Annotated in this window: 18 protein-coding genes; 9 read left to right on the top strand and 9 right to left on the bottom strand. The window is 37.4% G+C overall.

The genetic code is table 11. The features are described from left to right. Positions 1-647 precede the first annotated feature (647 nt). The 3 genes from RZ79_RS00445 to zwf form a co-directional block, all read right to left on the bottom strand. Positions 648-2,195, bottom strand: coding sequence for a multicopper oxidase family protein (locus RZ79_RS00445; RefSeq protein ID WP_054449536.1), 1,548 nt, complete (start codon positions 2,193-2,195; stop codon positions 648-650). A gap of 141 nt (positions 2,196-2,336) precedes the next feature. After that, entirely contained in the window at positions 2,337-3,776 is a 1,440-nt protein-coding gene (gene gndA / locus RZ79_RS00450) for an NADP-dependent phosphogluconate dehydrogenase (RefSeq protein WP_053794978.1), read from the bottom strand. An 81-nt stretch (positions 3,777-3,857) separates the two neighbouring features. Continuing rightward, on the bottom strand, positions 3,858-5,339 hold the full coding sequence (gene zwf / locus RZ79_RS00455) for a glucose-6-phosphate dehydrogenase (RefSeq protein WP_054449537.1): 1,482 nt from the start codon (positions 5,337-5,339) through the stop codon (positions 3,858-3,860). 242 nt (positions 5,340-5,581) lie between these two features. Here zwf and RZ79_RS00460 point away from each other — a divergent pair, with 242 nt between their 5' ends. After that, entirely contained in the window at positions 5,582-6,760 is a 1,179-nt protein-coding gene (locus tag RZ79_RS00460; RefSeq protein ID WP_054449538.1) for an MFS transporter, read from the top strand. Positions 6,761-6,818: 58 nt separating this feature from the next. Then, positions 6,819-7,403 carry a hypothetical protein gene (locus RZ79_RS00465; protein WP_054449539.1) on the top strand — a complete coding sequence of 195 codons (585 nt, stop codon included), beginning with the start codon at positions 6,819-6,821 and terminating at the stop codon, positions 7,401-7,403. A gap of 72 nt (positions 7,404-7,475) precedes the next feature. Here the strand turns inward: RZ79_RS00465 and nrdI are convergent, their stop codons facing one another. From nrdI to RZ79_RS00495, 6 genes are all read right to left on the bottom strand, one after another. Continuing rightward, a complete protein-coding gene (gene nrdI / locus RZ79_RS00470; RefSeq protein ID WP_054449540.1) occupies positions 7,476-7,940 on the bottom strand; it encodes a class Ib ribonucleoside-diphosphate reductase assembly flavoprotein NrdI in 465 nt (154 codons plus the stop codon). A gap of 72 nt (positions 7,941-8,012) precedes the next feature. Next, the gene (locus RZ79_RS00475; protein ID WP_054449541.1) at positions 8,013-9,404 is read right to left on the bottom strand and encodes a hemolysin family protein; all 1,392 of its coding nucleotides are present in this window, start codon (positions 9,402-9,404) and stop codon (positions 8,013-8,015) included. A gap of 168 nt (positions 9,405-9,572) precedes the next feature. Then, the gene (locus RZ79_RS00480) at positions 9,573-10,511 is read right to left on the bottom strand and encodes a restriction endonuclease (RefSeq protein WP_054449542.1); all 939 of its coding nucleotides are present in this window, start codon (positions 10,509-10,511) and stop codon (positions 9,573-9,575) included. A 133-nt stretch (positions 10,512-10,644) separates the two neighbouring features. Further along, positions 10,645-11,610 (bottom strand): glycosyltransferase family 2 protein, encoded by a 966-nt coding sequence (locus tag RZ79_RS00485; RefSeq protein WP_054449543.1) that lies wholly within the window; start codon positions 11,608-11,610, stop codon positions 10,645-10,647. A gap of 14 nt (positions 11,611-11,624) precedes the next feature. Further along, positions 11,625-13,772 carry an ArnT family glycosyltransferase gene (locus RZ79_RS00490; RefSeq protein WP_054449544.1) on the bottom strand — a complete coding sequence of 716 codons (2,148 nt, stop codon included), beginning with the start codon at positions 13,770-13,772 and terminating at the stop codon, positions 11,625-11,627. After that, positions 13,765-14,166 carry a GtrA family protein gene (locus tag RZ79_RS00495; RefSeq protein WP_041152480.1) on the bottom strand — a complete coding sequence of 134 codons (402 nt, stop codon included), beginning with the start codon at positions 14,164-14,166 and terminating at the stop codon, positions 13,765-13,767. The genes RZ79_RS00490 and RZ79_RS00495 overlap by 8 nt, the downstream gene beginning before the upstream one ends. Before the next feature lie 122 nt (positions 14,167-14,288). Between RZ79_RS00495 and RZ79_RS00500 the strand changes: the two genes are divergently transcribed. The 7 genes from RZ79_RS00500 (at position 14,289) to RZ79_RS00530 (ending at position 20,204) form a co-directional block, all read left to right on the top strand. Then, positions 14,289-14,978: a response regulator transcription factor gene (locus tag RZ79_RS00500; protein WP_054449545.1), complete on the top strand. Its 690-nt coding sequence runs from the start codon at positions 14,289-14,291 to the stop codon at positions 14,976-14,978. Further along, the gene (locus RZ79_RS00505; RefSeq protein ID WP_054449546.1) at positions 14,975-16,285 is read left to right on the top strand and encodes a sensor histidine kinase; all 1,311 of its coding nucleotides are present in this window, start codon (positions 14,975-14,977) and stop codon (positions 16,283-16,285) included. The genes RZ79_RS00500 and RZ79_RS00505 overlap by 4 nt, the downstream gene beginning before the upstream one ends. A 151-nt stretch (positions 16,286-16,436) precedes the next feature. Further along, positions 16,437-17,840, top strand: coding sequence for a GH25 family lysozyme (locus RZ79_RS07210; RefSeq protein WP_054449547.1), 1,404 nt, complete (start codon positions 16,437-16,439; stop codon positions 17,838-17,840). Between the two features lie 240 nt (positions 17,841-18,080). Next, the gene (locus tag RZ79_RS00515; protein ID WP_054449548.1) at positions 18,081-18,509 is read left to right on the top strand and encodes an Hsp20/alpha crystallin family protein; all 429 of its coding nucleotides are present in this window, start codon (positions 18,081-18,083) and stop codon (positions 18,507-18,509) included. Between the two features lie 28 nt (positions 18,510-18,537). Further along, positions 18,538-18,957: an Hsp20/alpha crystallin family protein gene (locus tag RZ79_RS00520; protein ID WP_053794992.1), complete on the top strand. Its 420-nt coding sequence runs from the start codon at positions 18,538-18,540 to the stop codon at positions 18,955-18,957. Between the two features lie 115 nt (positions 18,958-19,072). After that, positions 19,073-19,804, top strand: a complete 732-nt coding sequence (locus tag RZ79_RS00525) for a hypothetical protein (RefSeq protein ID WP_054449549.1) — start codon at positions 19,073-19,075, stop codon at positions 19,802-19,804. 163 nt (positions 19,805-19,967) lie between these two features. Next, positions 19,968-20,204 carry a hypothetical protein gene (locus tag RZ79_RS00530; protein ID WP_054449550.1) on the top strand — a complete coding sequence of 79 codons (237 nt, stop codon included), beginning with the start codon at positions 19,968-19,970 and terminating at the stop codon, positions 20,202-20,204. Positions 20,205-20,230: the final 26 nt, after the last annotated feature.

Genomic DNA, 20,230 nt, shown 5'->3' on the forward strand with positions numbered 1-20,230 from the left:
CAACCTACAAAGTTGTCTCTTTTATAATTAATATTGATAACAGATAAGTAGCAATTACTTTGGCGTAAATCCACGTCCCCGCGGACTCAACGAAGATTTTTGTGTAATCTCATAATTACTCAGTTTATCTATTCATAAAATTTAGTAGTAGTATAAACTGTTGTCCATACCTCCCCAACTAGTTCCCCAGAAGGTGAAGCATCATCAAGCAATTATTAATATCTAATTTTAAATTACTGTTATTAGTTGCTAACATTTCACTGTTAATTAACGTTTCACCGTTAAGCATGCAACTAAAGGATACTGAGATAACCAACAACAGTTAATTCTCCATCTAAATAATCTATATTGATTATGTTGATTTCGGGAAAATTAACTGTCAAAGGTCATCTTAATTCTATTTGTTTAGAATTGAAACAACTTCTGACATCAATTTTCCCTTGATAGAATGATCTTTCGACGCTCCTGGATCAAAAGTTAATTCAGTCATATGTTGTTCACTCCTTTTTTCTAGTTTTATTACAATGTTTATTGTACACTAATTATTATATTTTGACAACATTTCACTTATAAATTGATATAAATATTTTTCATCATTTAATTAAAATGCCAAAAGAACCTAATCATATCAATGATTAGGTTCTTTTTTACATATTACAGTGATCCATATTTTCCATGTGGTCGTAACAAGACATACCACTTAAGTCGAGGTCTTCGACGGCAACGCCACGTTCTTTTGCGAATGCCTTCATCAAGTCATCCATCTTAGTTAGGTGGAATTCTTGTGGGTGGTCTGGGTCATCAACTTGGATTTGTGCCATCATACCGCCATCTTCGTGTTCGATTATGTGGCAATGGTACATGAAAACACCGGGGTGATCGAACCATGCCTTGAAGCGGACAGTTTCATCGGGATTAACTCCAATAGTATCTTTAAGACCGGTTTCGTTAGGGTATGGGTCATGGCCATCTCTATCCAATACTTCGAATTGGCAACCATGCATGTGGAATGGGTGGACCATTCCATTTTCACAGTCGTTAGTGTTGGTAACTTCCCAGATTTCGCAGTTACCCATAGTTTGTTTGGCATCGATTCTTTCCATATCAAACTTTTTACCATCTAAGGCAACTTCTTCGTCCATACCAGACATTACGACTTTTCGTACGGGTGTATTTTCAGTAACTTTGGGTGTGTTCATTTCAAATAGGGTGTCTGGGATGATGCTGTCGTCTTTGGCGAATTCATGGATTCTAAAATGCATGATGGGGACATCGTCAGAATATAGAACAACTTCATCACCTGGATTATATTGACCGAAATCAACAATAATTTCTTGTCTTTCAGCACAAGTAATCATTAGGTGGGTAAACTTAACAGGGTGGGTTAAGAGGCTACCGTCACCTGCGATTTGGGTGAATTCAAGGTCGTCTGAGAAGTGCAAACGCCATTCACGACGGTTGGCACCATCTAGTAGACGAAGACGAACCTTTTGGGTGGTGACGTCAAAGTATGGGTTAACGGTTCCGTTAATCATCGCTGTAGGACCTTGAACGCCATCTGGGTCGTAATCAGCCTTGTAATCCCATTGGTTATCTTCATGGAAACGACGATCTTGTAGGATAACGGGGATATCGTCGACACCATAATTACGTGGGATAGGAAGGGTTGCTTCATGTTCATCCTTGACGACAACAGCGGTAGCTAGGCCATGCCAAACTTGTTCGGCGGTTGATGGGCATGGATGAGCATGCAACCAAAGGGTAGCTGCAGGTTGATCACACTTGAAGTTTAAAACTTTACTTTCACCTGGGTAGACAGGGGTGTGACAACCACCATCGATATCACCGGGAACGTTTAAACCGTGCCAGTGATAGGTAGTTAATTCAGGTAATTCGTTTTTAACAGTGACGTGAATGTTCTTACCACGTTTGAATAAAATAGTCTTACCTAGTAGTGCTTGATTGTATCCCCATGTCTTAGTGGCTTTACCAGGCATAATTTGTGCTTCACCAGCTTGTGAGGTAACTGTGTAGTACATGTCGGTATCAGTCTCTTTGTCAGGGGTAAGTAATTCTGGAACCTTTAACTTTTGTTGTTCCACATTTGGTTCTTCCAAGGGAATGTAACCACCGTCGTGGGTGTTAAAAGCGGGTTCGTAAAAGAAATAATCTGTGTAGACTTTTTCGGTAGACATAAAAAATAACCTCTCTTTTTTCAAGATTGGTTATAGTATATGCTTGTTTATATTGATTTGCAATTAATAACCATTACAAACTAGTATGTATTAAAAAAGAGACGATTAAATCGTCTCTTTTTATTGTAATCAATAATTATATTATTGTTCAGTGTACCATGGGTAATGGAAGTTACCTTCACGGTCAGTACGTTCATAAGTGTGAGCACCGAAGTAGTCACGTTGTGCTTGTAGTAAGTTAGCAGGTAATACTTCAGCACGGTATGAATCGTAGTAGTTAACAGCTGCTGAAAGTGATGGAACTGGAATACCAGCCTTAGTTGCAAGAGCAACAACATCACGAGCATCTTGTTGGTACTTGTTAGCGATTTCTGAGAAGTATGGATCTAACAATAGGTTAGTTAGGTTTTCATCCTTTTCGAAAGCGTCAGTAATGTTTTGTAGGAATTGGGCACGAATAATGCATCCTTCACGCCAGATTTGAGCTAGTTCACCGAACTTCAAGTTCCAGTCATATTGTTCTGAAGCGAAACGTAGTTGTTCGAAACCTTGAGCGTAACTCATAATCTTACCGAAGTATAGAGCCTTACGTACACGTTCTACTAAGTCCTTCTTTTCGTCATCGTTGATGATGTCTGAAGCCTTAGGACCGTTTAATACCTTAGCTGCTGCAAGACGTTCGTCTTTTAGCATTGAGATGAAACGAGCGTAAACTGATTCAGTGATAACTGATTGGTCAGTACCAACTTCCATGGCATCTTCTGATGACCACTTACCAGTACCCTTGTTAGCACCACGGTCTAAGATCATGTCAACGATAGGCTTGCTCTTGTCAGCACCTAAATCGTCTTTTCTAGTTAAGATATCAGCAGTAATTTCGATTAGGTAACTGTTTAGTTCACCCTTGTTCCATTCCTTGAAGATATCAGCTAGGTCGTCAATGTCGATACCGGCACCGTTACGAAGAATGTCGTAACTTTCGTCGATTAATTGTTCATCACCGTATTCAATACCGTTGTGAACCATCTTTACGTAGTGACCTGCACCGTTAGGTCCGATGTAAGCAACACATGGCTTACCATCGCTAGCCTTAGCAGCGATTTGAGTTAAAACAGGTTCAACAAGCTTGTATGCTTCTTCTTGACCACCAGGCATTAGTGATGGACCGTGTAAAGCACCTAGTTCACCACCAGAAACACCCATACCAATAAAGTTGATACCAGATGCATCTAGTCTAGCGTTTCTTTCGATTGTGTTATGGAAGTTAGTGTTACCACCATCAATTAAGATATCACCCTTGTCTAATAAAGGTAATAGTGAGTCGATAGTTGCGTCAGTTGGCTTACCAGCCTTAACCATCATAACGATACGACGTGGAGTTTCTAGTGAGTTAACAAAATCTTCAACAGAGTAACTTGGTACCAAGTTCTTGTCTGCGTGATCCTTCATTACCGCTTCAGTCTTTGAAGCTGAACGGTTAAAAATACCTACAGTGAAGCCGCGGCTTTCAATGTTAAGGGCTAAGTTCTTACCCATAACAGCCATTCCAACAACACCAATGTTTGCTTTTGAGTCAGCCATTATAAACCTTCCTTTTTAAAGAAAATTGTGTATAAATATACACTTAGATTTTAACATTTTAATGATTAAATGTCATATAAATTATTTTTTTGAGTTAAAAACCCAAGCTCTGCCATCACGAGCTAGTAATTCGTCGGCAGCATCAGGTCCCATTGAACCTGGTGTGTAGTTAGGGAAGTCTGGTTTGTCAGTATCCCAAACATGTCTGATAACATCGGCGAATTCCCAAGCACGACTTACTTCGTCCCAACTGGCAAAGTTAGTAGCGTTACCTAAGATAGCATCGTGGATTAAACGTTCGTATGGTTCTGGAGTAGCAGCCTTTTCTTCATCACTTTGAGTGTGAGTTAAGTCTAGTGGTTGCATTTCCATACCTTGACCAGCTTGCTTTCCGTTTAAACGTAGGATGATCTTGTTAACAGGGTCTACGAATAAAGTAAGCACGTTGTTGTTTAATTCGCTTTCAGTTCCCTTAGCAGATGCAAAGATATCTACTAGCGGTTTCTTGAATACAACATCGATTCTAGTAAACTTGTCAGTTAGCATCTTACCAGTTCTGATGTAGAAAGGAACGTTCTTCCAACGTTTGTTTTCGAACAATACTTTACCGGCAACGTAAGTTTCGGTAATTGAATCGTTAGGAACGTTGTCTTCGTGACGGTAATCTCTTTGGTCACCGTTTGTACCATATTGTCCACGAACGAAGTTTTGACGAGCTTCGTCTTCAGTGTAAACATGCATACTTCTTAATGCACGAATCTTTTCTCTGCGGATGTCTACGTCCTTGAATGAAATAGGGTCTTCCATTGCAAGAATAGTAAGCATTTGCATAGTGTGGTTTTGTACCATATCACGTAGGGCACCTGAACCATCATAGTATCCGGCACGTTCTTCAACACCCAGCTTTTCAGCAAGGGTTACTTGAATGTTATCAATGTATTTGTTGTTCCAAATACCTTCAACTAGTGGGTTACCAAAACGTAGTGCAATAATGTTTTGTACCATTTCTTTACCCAAGTAGTGATCAATTCTGTAGACTTGATTTTCATTAAATGATTTAGCTAAAGCATTGTTTAATTCTTCAGCTGAATCGTAGTCACGTCCGAATGGTTTTTCAATAATTAAACGGTTGAAACCGCCATTGTCTGATAAACAGTTGTGGGCTTTTAAGTTTTTAGCTACAGTTCCAAAGAAGTTAGGTGCCATGGAAATGTAGAAGATACGATTTCCTTCAATATCATATTGTTGGTCTAACTTGTTTGCGTAGTCACTTAATGCGTCGTAATGTTCTGGATTAGTTACGTCGTGTGACATGTAGTAAAAATGACTAGCGAAATCTTTTGCTTGTTCTTCGCTGTCAGCGTTGGCACTTACAGAGTCCAAGATTACTTCGCGGAACTTTTCATCGCTCCATTCACGACGACCAGTACCGATTAATGCAAAGTGATCATTATCTACATAACCTTTTTTGTATAGGTTAAAAATAGATGGATATAATTTACGTTTAGCTAGGTCACCTGTTGCACCAAAAAGCATGAACAAGGCACGAGTTGCTGTTGCCAATTACCGTCACTCCTTATAGAAAAATTTTAACGAATCAAATGAAAAGATTTTTCATTTTCAGTTAATAATACATGGTTATTATATAACACCATGATGAATTAAAAAAGTGTTTTTAATCCCATAGCACAAAAGAAATGTAAACGCTTTACTAAAATTTAATAATTTAAACATCTCTTAATGGATATTATGCTCTCAAATGAATTATAATCGTTGTTAGAACATTCAAATAAGGGGGAGGATTCATGAAGAAAAGAACAGAATTAGGGCTTCGTTTAGTATTTTTCTATTCATTGTTGTTAAATTCTGGAGCTGCGTTTATGTGGCCGTTAGTAACGATGTATATAGATGATTATTTGCATAAGTCATTACTGGTCTCGGGGGTATCGTTGTTATTTATTTCCGGTTTTACCATTATCGGTAATTATATCGGGGGGTATTTATTTGATCATTGGTCAGCTTATAAAGCGGCATTGATTGGAATTACGATTTCAACGGAAGCCATCTTAGCATTAATTTTCTTTCATGGATGGCCTACCTTTGCGATTCTAATGGTAGTTTTAGGGTTTGGAGACGGGATTAACCTAACGCTTCTAAACTCATATGCTACCAACGTTAAGAGTAAAGACACCAGAACGGTATTCAACATCCTATATGTTGGATTAAACATCGGAGTGGTAATCGGAACTGCGATGGTTGGATACCTACTAAAATACGGTGTCGCCATTGTCTTTATGACCGCAGCGGTATTTTACATCTTGCTATGGTTGCTTACTTTTGTATACTTCAACATCGACTTTTCAGACTACGATAACAGTATTTCAAAAGAAGAAATCAAGGAAGAAAAAGAGGGGATTATTAAGTCTAACGTTAGATTAATTTATCCTATTTGTATTATGGTATTTACCGTTTACTTGAGTTATACGTTGTGGGAAAGCGTTATGTCTGTTCACATGGTGAGAATGGGTATTCCATTTGAAGCATATTCAATGCTTTGGACAGTTAACGGTCTAATGATTGTATTTGGACAACCTATATTAAATTACGTAAGTAAGCGACTAAAAATTCATTTGAATCATCAAGTTTTCTTGGGAGTATTTATCTTCGCAATTTCGTTTTACTTCTTAGTTTACGCAAAGACTTTCCCAGTCTTTTTAGCCATCATGATTTTCCTAACATTTGGTGAAATGCTGGGACTACCTGATGTGCCAGCTTGGATTGATCAACTATCCACCAAGTCAGAAAAAGGTAAGTATCAAGGGATGTTCAATGCGTTGATGTCAGCTGGACGTGCAATTAGTCCGCTATTTGCCGGATTGTTTGTTGAAGGTTTTGGCTACAATCCATTGTTCATCTTTGTTACTGTGTTAATGTTAGTTGCATTATTATTGGTGATGATTATTAGTCGGAAAACGGAAAAATAAAAAAGGAATTATGTTTTATACAATGCTCGTAATATAAGAATTAAGGAGTCTAATTTATTTGAATGATAGCAATCTAAAAAGGCATATTTATAATAATGATATTTTAGAGATATATTCCAAATCTAGAGATAACTTTGAGTTTGAGGATTTTATTCTGGGAATCATTGTGTCAGATAAAAATAATTATATATTGGTTGAAACATTGGATGATTCTGGACTCTTAGATTCATATACATTATTACTAAAAAGCGATATATCTAAAATATCTGCAAATACTAATTATACAAAAGTATTTACGAATTATGTCAATAATAATATTAAGAATAATATATACGATCCTTTTAATTTAAAGGAAGAAATGAAAAGTATATGGAATATGAAGATAGACGATATTATCCAAAATTTCTTGAGTCACGGAAAAGTTGTATCACTTTGCATAAATATCGATGAAGAATTCCATAAAGGAAATGTAATTGCATATGATAATAACTATATAGTTTTAGACGAAAGAAGATATCAAAAAACTTTTGGAGGTGAAGTGCAGGAAAAAAATAATTTAATCAGATTAGATACTATAACTGCATTTGACTTGGAAAGTAAGGAAAATAAACTATATGAACAATATTTAAACAAAGACATATAATATAAATGTGTCTTTGTTTAAGTAAATTGAGGCAAAATAATTAAAAAGACCAGGATATATTCCTGGTCTTTTTTAGAATTCATTTTCATCGTATTTTTTTAATTCACCATATACTCTGACTACATCTCTATCGGTTCCACGAAGTTCAAAGTCGGTCACAAATGGGGCGTTAAATTGTTTAGCGTAACGTTTGGCAGTTAAACAATATTGCTCATTGAAGTTCTTGTTTCCTGAACCAATAACCCCAATGCAGTATTTAGCGTTGTTGTTATAGTCAATGTATTCGCCTAAAGTGTTAGTCATCATTTCTTTGACGCCATTATCAATACCGTTGCCGCCATCTAAGTAAGTAGGGACAAACGCAAAGAAATTACTATTTTCATCGGCAAAGTCTGATTGATCGGTAATTTCCTCTAACTCAATCAATGGGTTATTGTCGTCGTCATTATGTACTTTTTTAGCATATTCTTGTAAGTTGGTCACAAAGTTACGCGTGTTACCAGCCACTGAAATATATAGGATTCTAATTGGTTTCAATGTTTAGCTTCCTTTCAAGGCAAAATAAAAAATCTGTTAGAAATATATTCTAACAGATTTAAAAATTATATATTAGTCTTTACTTTCTTCATCTTTTTGTTCTTCAGCAGATTTTTCGGCCATAGCCTCGTGGTTATCACGTAAATCGTCTACTTCGAATAAATCGATAAATGAGTTTTCAAAGTGTAATACCTTAAATGTGAAAGTATCTACCTTGAATTCGGTACCAGGTTTGATTTGAATACCTGGGTTATTGTCGATAAAGTAACCGGAAAGGGTAACGCTATCTGATTTGCTGAAGTCTTTGATTTCAGTCTTGAAGTAACGTTCAAAATCATAAGTAGTCATCTTACCACTTACTTGGTAAGTTCCCTTAGGTTGCTTGAAGACGTATTCGTTGGTTGCTGGATCGATTTCGTCTCGAACAGTACCGAATAGTTCTTCATAAATATCTTTATCAGTAATAATACCTGAAGTACCACCATATTCATCAACTACGACAACAATAGGAGTTCTCATAGTAATCATCTTTTGAAGCACTTCAGTAATCTTCATTGTTTCAGGAACAGTTCCAATATCACGAATTAGACGTTCAACTGGTATGTTTGAGTTCACTCTTGATTGACGAACAAGGTCGTAACAGTAAACGTAACCTAGAATGTTATCTTTGTTGTTATCGATAACAACTGGAATACGACTGAATTTTGATTGTAGGTATACTGTGATGGCATCGTCTACTAGAGTATTGATGTCCATGACAGTCAATTGAGTTCTATCAATCATGATGTCCTTGGCAACTTTATCGTTAAAGTCAAAGGCACGTTGCATGTATAGGTAGTCGTACTTTTCAAGATCACCATTTTCAACGGCTTCTTTTGAGATGCTTAGGATTTCAGCTTGTGACATTGATTCATCACTTTCGTCTGTCATCTTAAGCCCCATTAACTTAACAACACCAGCAGCACTGACGTTGATAGCCCAAACACCAGGATAGAAAATTGTGTGGAAGTAATGGAGTGGAGTAGCCACGTAACCTAGAATCCTTCTAGGCATGGCGATACTGATGTTCTTAGGAACAACTTCAGTAAATACCACTTCTAAATAGGTAAGAATCAAGATACCAATTACACCACCGATGGCGTGAGCGGTACCAGCAGTGACCCATCCAGATTTTAATTCAAGTAAATCAAAGATGGCGTCAACGATAAGACTTTCACCAACCCAACCCATGATGATACCACAGACGGATACACCCACTTGGGTGGTTGATAAATAGTCATTTAGGTTAGTGATCATGTGCATTTCACGAGCAAGCTTCTTTGACTTACCCTTATTTTCTTCTTCTTCTTCCAACATACTGTATCTGGTTTGCACTAAGGCAAATTCACAGGCAACAAAGTAAGCGGCGAAGAAGAAAGCGATTAATACAATAACGATTTGAAAGAATATCGCACCACTATCCAACAGAACATTCCCCGTTTCTTAATAAAATTTATATAATGTCTACATTATACCTTTTATGTTTATTTTTTTTAAGTAATTTAATGAATATAATAACCTATTTTCACTAAAAAAGATTTAAAAAAATGAAACTTTTGGCAAAAATTTAACATTTATTCTACATATATAGTTTTACACATTTGCTTCAGCAATTAAACTAGCTAGCTTATCGCGGTTCCATAAATCTATGTCTAACTTTTCGCTCGCTGAGATGGCGTGAGGTGTGAAGTAGCTGTTGGTAATGACCACGGCCTTCTTACAATTGTAGAAACTACGCCCTGAGTTGGCCTCTTGGACCGCCTTGATGCCGACGGGACTGGCGTATAGTTTGCATTGAAATACATAACTAGTGTCGCCATTTTTGGCGTAAACGTCGACACCGAAGTCGCTGCTTCCCTGAGTGCGTTTGATGTCTGAGAAACCAAGTGCCTTGAGCAAGTCACAGGTAAAGGTTTCAAACTGATAACCGTCGAAGTTATCAATCGTTGCCAGCTTTTGTTTGGACTGATAATCCATAAATGATTGATACTCGTCTGTTACGTGGGCGTCTGCTAGTTGATCCTTTTGGGCTTGGAGACGCTTGATGTCTTCTACTAGGCTATCGTGTTGAGTGGTTAACTCTTTTAGCTGTTGATACTTGATGTTGAGTTCATTGATTTGTTTGCTTAACTGATTACGGTAGGCCTTTTGTGATTCAATGCGCTCGTTCATCTCGTCTAATTGACGCTTCAACAGAGATAGTTCGTTTAGATAGGGCGTCGCTTGTGCTTGATATTGCTGTTTAGAGATATCGATGGCTCGATTTTGATACGTCATTTGATTAGAAATGACGGGCGTCTTTTTAAACGTATATGTTTGATGACGACTAATGTTGTTTTTAATGGTTTTAATAAAGTGTTTGTCTGATTTTGGTAGGATACAGTATCCAATGACTAGCAGGGTAAAGTTGATGCACAGTGCTGTCAGTTGATCGTAAACCTTTGATAGGTGAATCATGGATACCACGATGTCGATAATTTTCAATGTGATTAGGATACATATAAATCGACGAATGAAGTGACTGGGTTTCACGTCTAAACTTCCTTTTTATGATTTGATAATAACCTTATTTTATCAGATTTGACGCGGTTTCTCTATGATTTTAAGAACATTTGTTCTGTATCAACGCAAAAAAATCCCCCGGCAGATTGCCGAGGGGATTTTCTTAGCCATGATGTTTCTTTATCGTGGCGATGTTTCCGGGATGGTTATTGAATCCGTAAGAGTTAGAAACGACATATTGAGGACGATGTTTGGAAGCATCAAAAGTGCGGTATAGATAATCACCGATTATGCCCAGCGCAAGCATGATCATTCCTGATAGGACACACATTAGGGAGATTGCAAATGTAAGTGTCGAGATACCAGTAAAGACGGTGATTAATCCATAAATGACTCCAGCGATAATACTGATGAAACCGATATAATTTACTATCTTGAGGGGGATTTCGGAGAATGAGGTGATTCCATCAGACGCTAGTCTAATCATTTTAGTTAGGGGGTATTTTGTGACTCCCGCATTTCGTTCTTGTCGTTCATAAGATACGGCGGTTTGTTTAAAACCAACCCATGAAACTAGGCCACGAACAAATGGATCAGGTTCGTTTAATTTGGAAAGTGCATCAACCACTTTACGATCCATTAGGCGAAAGTCACCAGTATCAAGGGGGATATCAACGTTGGCGACTTTATGCATCACACGGTAGAAGGCTTTCGCAGAGAAGCGTTTGAAGAAAGATTCGCCTTCACGGATAAGGCGTTTTCCATAGACAACGTCAAAGCCTTCTTGCCACTTTTTAATCATGTTAGGGATTACAGATGGGGGATCTTGTAAGTCCGCATCCATGACGACAACCGCATCACCTTTGGCATATCTAATACCGGCGGTAATTGCTAGTTGGTGACCGAAGTTTCTTGAAAATTCGACCAATCTAATGTTTTCGTATTGTGATTGTGCGTGACGGATAATATCTACGCTTGAATCGACAGAGCCGTCATCCACAAAGATAATTTCGTAAGTTTCAATTTGGCATTCCACGAAGTTTTCTAGGACTTCGATGGTGTTTTTGATGCCAGCTTCTTCATTGTAAACGGGGAGAACAATGGAGATTTTATTAATTTTATTTGGCATGAGACACCTCCAGATTAATAAATGCTGGAAAGGTCATATAAGGTACCGTTGCTTATGTTAGATGGTCCACCACCCATATTCATTGATTGCTTACCACTTGGTTTGGCCATCTTAGCGGATGCACCATTCTTCATGGTGAAGTTCATTGAGTTAGATGAAGAAGTAGTGCTGGATGAACCACCATATTCGCTAGCACTGACCTTCTTAGCATGTTTCTTGATCCAGTTAACAATTGTGCTGTTAGTAGAACCAGACTTACCTTCATCTAGGTAGTATTTAACTTGTCCAGATTTTACTAATTGCTTGAATTTGCTTAATGTCATTGCAGGGTCAGTTCCATTGAAACCACCCATTGCCATGACGGCTTTCTTGGTTTTAATAATATATGGAGCAGCAGTGCCAGAATCTGCGGTTGCAAATAGGTACTTGGCATTGCCTTGGTGTTTAGTTAAATAGTTCAACAATTTGGTATTAACTGTTCCGTTACCAATTCCACCTGAGTTATTAACACCACTGGTTAAGAGATCGGGACCAGCGGTAGGAATGGCTGCAGATTCTTTAGCAAGAGTTGGAGTTAATGACCAGAAACTAGGTGCTACAGCAATTGATAGTAGCCCTACGATAACGATAGCCTTTCCGGCAGGTTTAGCTTTAAATACAAGTAATAAGATACTTGCTAGAACTGCTACGACTAGGATTAAGACGCTTAACCATGCGTAGTAGCTTGATACATACCATGCTTGTAGTCCGGCAGTAACAACGATTGCTAGTGGTAGGAAGTATGCCTTGCAATTGTTTAGACCGAATCGTTTAAACAAGTCCAGCATAGCTGCTAACCCAAGTCCAGCAAGAGCTGCAATGGCGGGAGCTAACATGATGGTGTAGTAAGGATGGAAGAAACTAGCTACGGAGAAGAATCCGTAGACTGGAACTAACCAACCTGTCCATAAAACAGTGTGTTTTTGACGAGTAGTAAGTTGGTACCATTTACGCTTAGGATCAGCGAAGCCGATGAATGCAGCAATCATACCGATGATGGAGAATGGTAGCAACCAACTAATTTGTGGTCCTAAAGCTGATTGGAATAGACGAAGTGGACCAGCATTTCCGATGTTAAATGCACCACCGGCACCACCCATGCCGCCTTTACCGTTCATCTTCATACCACCACGATGGGTTCCGCCAGGGAAGTTACCACGTGATTTCATGTTTTTAGATGGATTGAAATTACCCATCTTTCCACTTGGTGGGGTCATGTTGTTGTTGGTTTTTGTGCTTCCAGTAGGTTGCTTAGAATTCTTAGAAGAATTACCACCCATACCCTTGAAGGCACCACCGGTACCAGTAGTTTGACCTAGTAATCTTTGAGTACCGTTGTACCCAAAGGCTAGTTCTAATACTGAGTTATGTTGTGATCCACCTTCATATGGACGGTTATTAGCTGATGTCATATCAACTGATAGTGGCCATGATAGGGTGAATACAACTAAAGCAATTGTGGCAAGTGATAACTTACCAATCTTTTTCTTCCATGAATCGTTTGATGCTAACCAGTAGAAGATAAGCATTGCTGGAATAATCATGAAAGCTTGTAGCATTTTGATGTTAAACGCGAATCCAATGGTAGCAAAACTTCCGATTAACCAGTACATGTTGTGCTTGTTAATGGATTTTTGTAGCATCCAGATTGCTAACAATATGAAGTAGATTAAAGTAGCATCCATATTGTTGGTACGAGAGTCAGCAACAACAATGGGGGTAATTGTCATTACTAACGCTGCGATCCTACCTGCGAATCGACCAAAGTAAGGAGTTACTAGTCGATACATTAGGTAGACGGATCCGACACCGAATAATACTGATGGTAGGACCACACTGAAGTTTGAAACACCTAGGATTTTAGCTGATATAGCCATGAACCATAGGGCAACAGGTGGTTTATCGACAGTGATGTATCCGGCTGGATCAAAACTGGCATACCAGAAGTTTTTAAAACTCTGGGTCATACTAGTGATGGCTGAAGTATAGAAGTCGTTGGCAGAACCAGTCTTCCATGTTCCGTAACCGTACAAGCCTAATGCAATTAGGAGAATAATGGCTAACACCCAGTCGACTTTATGTCGTTGGAAGAAGTTAGGCTTCTTGTCTGTCGGTTCATTCATTGGCAGATGCCTCCTTTAATTCTGTTTTTCTAAATACCCAATACTTACTTAATAGGAAGTTAGTAGGAGTAGTGACTAGAAGCGTGATTAGGGGGATAATGCTTTCAATAACGTGGAAATAGTTACTTGCCACTTCTGTTACTAAGATACTCAAGGTCCATGTTAAAAGGTAAGTAAGGTAGTATTTAACGACGATCATCCAGTCATGGTTGGCCTTAAATACCCACTTTTGATTAATGGTTAGACCAATAATCGATGTAGTACCATATCCAATCGCCATTGCAAAAGTAGGAGAAGTTGCTTTATACAACATTGAATAGATAAGATAAGTTAAAATAGTATTGATAAGACCAACAATTCCGAATTTAAAAAACTGCCGCAAAATATTTATCATGGTTGGGCACTTCCTTTTTTGGAATGATTTAAGTCTAGTTTAAGAAAATTAAACTAATCTTAAAGCAATCATAAACTTAACTTAAATGACAAAATTAATTGAAATCGAAAGGAATGATTAACATGGATGGTTTAAATATCTTAATCGTCGAAGACGACGAAAACTTAGCAGCCAGTGTGGCTCAATTCTTATCACCAATCGGAAATACAACGGTGGTAAATGATGGCTTTGAAGGCCAAATGATGGGCCAAGACAACATCTATGACATCGCAATTTTAGATTTAATGCTACCGGAAGTCAGTGGATACGATATCTTAAAACACTGGCGAGTAGATGACGAAATCGACATGCCCGTTTTAATTTTGACCGCAAAGGACACCATGGCTGATAAGGTGCATGGGTTCGAATTAGGCGCCGACGATTACTTAACTAAGCCATTCCATCGTGAAGAACTAATCCTTCGTGTAAAGGCCTTGTTAAAGAGAACAGGTCGTCTTGGTAACAACAACACATTGTCAGTGGGCGAATTCAATGTTGATTTGAGTCGCCACTACGTTGAATACCAACATCAAGAATTGAAATTAAACGGAAAAGAATACGACCTATTGGTCTACTTCATGCAAAATCCTTCTACTATTATTACCAAGGACCAAATCTTCGATCGTCTATGGGGATTTGATTCTGAAACTTCATTATCAGTAGTTGAGGTATACATGAGTAACTTAAGAAAGAAGATTAAACAAATTTCTGGAGAAAACCCAATCAAGACACTAAGAAATGTTGGGTACATGCTAGAAGGATCCAATCAATGAGAGATCGCATTTTAGAACACAAACAACAAATTAAGTTGTTCATTAAGGAATTAATTGGTTTTGCGATTTTATTTGCGATTTTAGGATTAATTGTTTACTTCTTCTTCCAAAAGTCGATTTACTCCAACATCGACGCTGGATTGAACCGCCAAAAGGAACGAATTGAGCGAAACACTTACGCCAATGAAGGCCCGTTGAGTGTTAATCAACGTCCCGGCGGTTTTAATCCGTTTAACAACTACAACAATAGTGACTTCCAGACTAACGTGATTGTCTTCAATAAAAAGGGAATTATCTCCAATAGAGGGATGCTTGGTCAAAGAAATTACAAGCTATTGAGTAAGTTGACCGTTAAGAACAGAAAATTAAATCAAGTTGAAGAAATTACTTTGTGGTCTAACAACTATGTGACCACGTTTAGAGGGATTCTATTAAAGGTGTCTGACGACAATACCAATCCCGAATATGCGGGTAATTATGTATTGATTTTGCAAAATATCGATGCTGATTTACTTGCTTTGCACAGTTTCGTTGAAGCATTGATTGTGACATTGATATTCTTCTGGGCAATTGCGATTTTAATCGCTTACTACCTATCTAAGTCGAGTATGAAACCAATCATTAATTCATGGCACAGACAAAAGGAATTCAGTTCCAACGCCGCCCATGAATTGAGAACGCCGTTAACAGTTATTCAAAATCAAATGGAATTCTTGCTAACTAAACCAAACGACAAAGTCGTTGAGCAGATTCAACCGGTATCGACAACGCTAGAAGAGGTTAAGCATCTAAAGGTCTTAACCCAACGACTATTGACGCTAGCGCGTTCTGATTCCAATATCGTCCAAGCACAACGTTCTGATGTCGAATTGAATCCATTCTTTGAAGGTGTCTTGTCACCATTCAACGAGATTGCCACAAGTCAAAACAAGTCGTTTGTCGACACCATCGATGTCGATGGAAATGGCCATATTGATGCCGATTTGATTAAACAATTGGTGGTTATCCTAATTGATAATGCGATGAAATATACACCAAAGGGTGGCACTGTTTCCGTCAAAATTGTAAAGAACCACAGCAATCTAAAAATTGTGGTTTCAGACACTGGAAACGGTGTTCCTGACGAGGACAAAGCGCGTATTTTTGAACGTTTCTACCGTACAGATAAGTCGAGAAATTCCAAGACTGGAGGAACTGGTTTGGGATTATCAATTGCTAAATGGATAGTCGACCAACACCATGGTCGAATTCATGTCCGTGATAATCACCCAACTGGATCGATTTTTACAGTGAATATTAATTTATAAAAAATTAAATATTACAAAGATTTTCTAAAATTTAATATGGAATTGGCTTTCTTTTCCCCCTCTGGCTCTGTTACAATAAGCAATAATGATAAAACGATAAGAGGAGGTGTATAAGATATAAATTAATTTTTTAATTTCTTTATATCTTTATATGAGAAAAAAAGGATTATGGTTCTCGATTGTTGCCGTAATTGGTTTGATGCTTGCTAGCACCTCTGTACCAGCAATGGCTGATGCAAGCAACGCTAACACATCAAACACCGTTTATGACATGTCAGAATGGCAAGGTAGCCTTACTGATACCCAAGCACAACAATTAAAAAATGAAGTACCATTCGTTATTTTAAGAGTGCAATACGGTAGTGCCTATGCCGACAAGACATTTGAACACAATCGTGATCTAATGGACAAATATGGTATCCCATATGGGGTATACTCATTTAGTCAATACGAAAATCCTAGCGATGCCGCTTATGAAGCTAAAGTGCTATACAGTCGTGCACCAAAAGCAAGATTTTACGTAAATGACTATGAATCACAAACAGTTACTTCTGGTGGAACCAATGAATCAACCGATGCATGGTTGAAGGCATTGAGACCATTGGTTGGTCAACGGAAGATTTTATTTTATTCCTATGCTGATTTTATGGTGCAAAATGCAGCCAGTTCAGTCGCTAACTATGACGGTTACTGGTTAGCGGCATACCAAAACAATGAACCTGCTAGAGAACATGTTCTATGGCAATTTACTGATAAATTCCATTCAAATGCATTAGGTAAAAACCTAGATGCAAGTATGTTTACATCCAAGGATGCTAACTGGTTTATTGGAGATGTTGCTGATGCCACTAATCCTACTGCCGTACCAAAGATTAAAGCTCCAAAGAGTGATCAATCTTCTAAAAAAGTAAATAAGAAGCAAAGTGCAGCGCAAAAGAATGCGTCCAGCCAAGCTAATCAACAAGCTGCCGACACTAATAACAATTCAAATGACTCAAACAACAATGTTAATAACACAGCATCAACTACTAAGCCAAAGAAAAAGGCTGCAGTTAATAATGTTAATTACACTGCTGTTAATAAATCAATGACAATTGCTGGTGGTACAGGTCTAAAGATTTACAACCATGTGCCTGGCGATAACCGTTACAAGAAGAACACTAAGGCCGTCCACAGGAGTAATTCTTACGCAACCAAGCGAGTTACTATTAACTCGGTAGCTAAGAATACTTCAAATGGTCGTACTTACTACCGAGTTCTAAAAAATGGTAAGGTGTTAGGTTGGATTAACACCAACGGATTAGTAGCTAACGTTACTTATTCCAAGTACCACGCTACTAAGATTGTTAGAATGCACCCAAAGGTAAACTTCTACAATCACGTTGGTAACAGTGGATTCGCTGATATTCATGTTACTAACTACGGTACCGGATACGCATACACCCCAGTACAAATCACCCAACGTGCTAAGAAAGACGGCTGGAAGAAGTACTACTACAAAGCTTACTACCAAGGTAAATTTATTGGTTGGGCCTACGGTGCAATGTTTAAGTAAAAAACTTTGATCAAAAAGACGATTCGATAAAAGAATCGTCTTTTTTTATATCTTTTTTAAATTTTTTATTAAAAATAAATGCCGTTATATCAACGTTTGTAGCGTATTTTTAGCACTCAATGTAATTAAGTGCTATTTTTTCCTTGACTATTTGACCAATACTGACTAATATAAGAATTGTTGATAGGAAATAAATAACTACCAACTAAATATTGAAAATAATGAAAAGGGGCTTTGATTATGGCTAACGAATTAAGAAACAGAGACTTTAATGTATTTGATCCAATGAACGATTTCTTCGGTGACTTTGGTAAGAATTTCTTCAATTCAGTTGCTGGTAATCAAATGAAGACTGACGTTATTGAAAACAAAGATAATTACGTAGTAAGCTCTGAATTACCTGGTTTCAAGAAGGATGAAATTCATCTAGATTACAACAACGATACTCTAAGTATTCATGCTACACATGACTTGAGTAAGGAAGACACCAACAGGGAAGGTAAGGTACTAAGAAAGGAACGCACTTCAAGTAATATCGCTCGTGCATTCTACCTACCTGATATCGATATTGATAATGTATCTGCCGACTATGACGGAGGTATTTTAAAGATTACATTACCAAAGCAAGAAGTTAAGGATGAAGAAGCACACAAAATCAACATTAACTAATTAACTCAAATAGTTGGAGGGATATCTTATGGCAAACGAACTAAGAAACAATGTATTCAACGACTTTATGGATCCAATGAGCAACTTCTTTGATGGATTAGGCAGAAACATGGCTAACTCCTCAAAGATGAAGACAGATGTTATCGAAAATGATGACGAATTCGAAGTGAAAGCTGAATTACCAGGATTTAAGAAGGAAGATATCAACATTAATTACGAAAATGATACCTTAACAATCCATGCTATTCACGATTTGAATAAGGAACAAAAAGACGAAGACGGTAAGTTGATTAGAAGCGAAAGAACATCTAGCGATGTTAGTCGTTCATTCTACTTACCTGATGCAGACACTGGTAAGATTGGTGCTAAGTATGACGGTGGTATCTTGGATATCATGGTGCCTAAATCTGCAGAAAAGCAATCCAAGCACTCAATTTCAATTAACTAATTCAAAAAAAGAGCCGATATGGCTCTTTTTTTGTGTATTTTTTCTGTAATATAAAGTGAAAAAATATTATAATAGAATTATAATGATTTTTTAAGGATGATTGGAGTGTTAGTAGATGAGATTAGGTTGTTCTGGAGCGTTAGTTCTAATATTTTTACTTTTATGTGTGGTATCTAATCCAATATTAGCGATTACTATCGGGATTATCATTGCTTTAGCGGTAATTGTGTACGTAGTAATTAAGAACCACGGAGAAGTAGAACAGGCACGTTATAACAACGCACAAACAATTGATGCCTCAATGTCAAAAGAAGCATCATTCCAATTTAATAGTATGGTTTACAAACCAGTCACATCTTCTAAGGATGATATTCCTAACATGGAAATGATTCTAAGAACTGATCCAATCAAATACATTAAGAGCGATGAATTATCAAAACGTGAACAAGACATGCTAGATTCAGGTTACTCAATGGAAAACATCAGGGTTGCCAGAATCAATGTTGTTCAAGGATACAACGCTCAATACCAATTATTTGATCGTTACTATGATGTCCTAAAAGTTGAATCTGACATCACAACCGTTCCAAATCGTGCTATGACGGTATTACTAAAGCAAATGGTAATGTGCTTCTATCACCAAGAATTTGGTTTAAGCATTGACGTCCAACCACACTCATTTGACGATAACATGATTAAGAAGTTCATCGAACTATGTCCTGAAGTGAATATGTCTTCTTCATACTTCGATAACGCCAATATTACTAACGAAAGATTCTTAAACCAACGCATTGATAAAGGTTGCTTAAATGCTTTTAAGAACATCATGATTGGTTACGACCTATAATATTTATCAAAAAGAGCTACCAAGTTTTTGGCAGTTCTTTTTTTATTTTTATTGACTTAAATCATTAATAGATATATAAACTTAATAAGTAGTTTTTAAGTTAGAATTGATTTTTTATCATAAACTACTCTACATAGTTTTACGTTTCACCGGAGTGATGATAATGAAAAAATACAGTAATACTGTTTGGACCATTTTTTTGCTATACGTTTTAATATTGTTATTTAGCGTTCACAGTTTAGTAATCTTTATTGCTGGATTGGCAATGCTTTCTATCCCAGTTGGATTAAGAAATATGCTAATCGTTGATTTTAAAAATAGAACTAAATGGTTTAACGTCGTAATGACAATCGTTGATATTTTGTTATTAGCTACAATCATTTGGATCAATATCAAATAGAAAAGCATACGATTTATCGTATGCTT

This window comes from Apilactobacillus kunkeei DSM 12361 = ATCC 700308 (assembly GCF_001281265.1).
Taxonomy (GTDB): domain Bacteria; phylum Bacillota; class Bacilli; order Lactobacillales; family Lactobacillaceae; genus Apilactobacillus; species Apilactobacillus kunkeei.

Coding starts and splice junctions, on each gene's coding strand:
- RZ79_RS00445 (WP_054449536.1), bottom strand. CDS start 2,195: ATGTCTACCGAAAAAGTCTACACAGATTATTTCTTTTACGAACCCGCT.
- gndA (WP_053794978.1), bottom strand. CDS start 3,776: ATGGCTGACTCAAAAGCAAACATTGGTGTTGTTGGAATGGCTGTTATG.
- RZ79_RS00460 (WP_054449538.1), top strand. CDS start 5,582: ATGAAGAAAAGAACAGAATTAGGGCTTCGTTTAGTATTTTTCTATTCA.
- RZ79_RS00485 (WP_054449543.1), bottom strand. CDS start 11,610: ATGCCAAATAAAATTAATAAAATCTCCATTGTTCTCCCCGTTTACAAT.
- RZ79_RS00490 (WP_054449544.1), bottom strand. CDS start 13,772: ATGAATGAACCGACAGACAAGAAGCCTAACTTCTTCCAACGACATAAA.
- RZ79_RS00495 (WP_041152480.1), bottom strand. CDS start 14,166: ATGATAAATATTTTGCGGCAGTTTTTTAAATTCGGAATTGTTGGTCTT.
- RZ79_RS00500 (WP_054449545.1), top strand. CDS start 14,289: ATGGATGGTTTAAATATCTTAATCGTCGAAGACGACGAAAACTTAGCA.
- RZ79_RS00505 (WP_054449546.1), top strand. CDS start 14,975: ATGAGAGATCGCATTTTAGAACACAAACAACAAATTAAGTTGTTCATT.
- RZ79_RS07210 (WP_054449547.1), top strand. CDS start 16,437: ATGAGAAAAAAAGGATTATGGTTCTCGATTGTTGCCGTAATTGGTTTG.
- RZ79_RS00515 (WP_054449548.1), top strand. CDS start 18,081: ATGGCTAACGAATTAAGAAACAGAGACTTTAATGTATTTGATCCAATG.
- RZ79_RS00520 (WP_053794992.1), top strand. CDS start 18,538: ATGGCAAACGAACTAAGAAACAATGTATTCAACGACTTTATGGATCCA.
- RZ79_RS00525 (WP_054449549.1), top strand. CDS start 19,073: ATGAGATTAGGTTGTTCTGGAGCGTTAGTTCTAATATTTTTACTTTTA.
- RZ79_RS00530 (WP_054449550.1), top strand. CDS start 19,968: ATGAAAAAATACAGTAATACTGTTTGGACCATTTTTTTGCTATACGTT.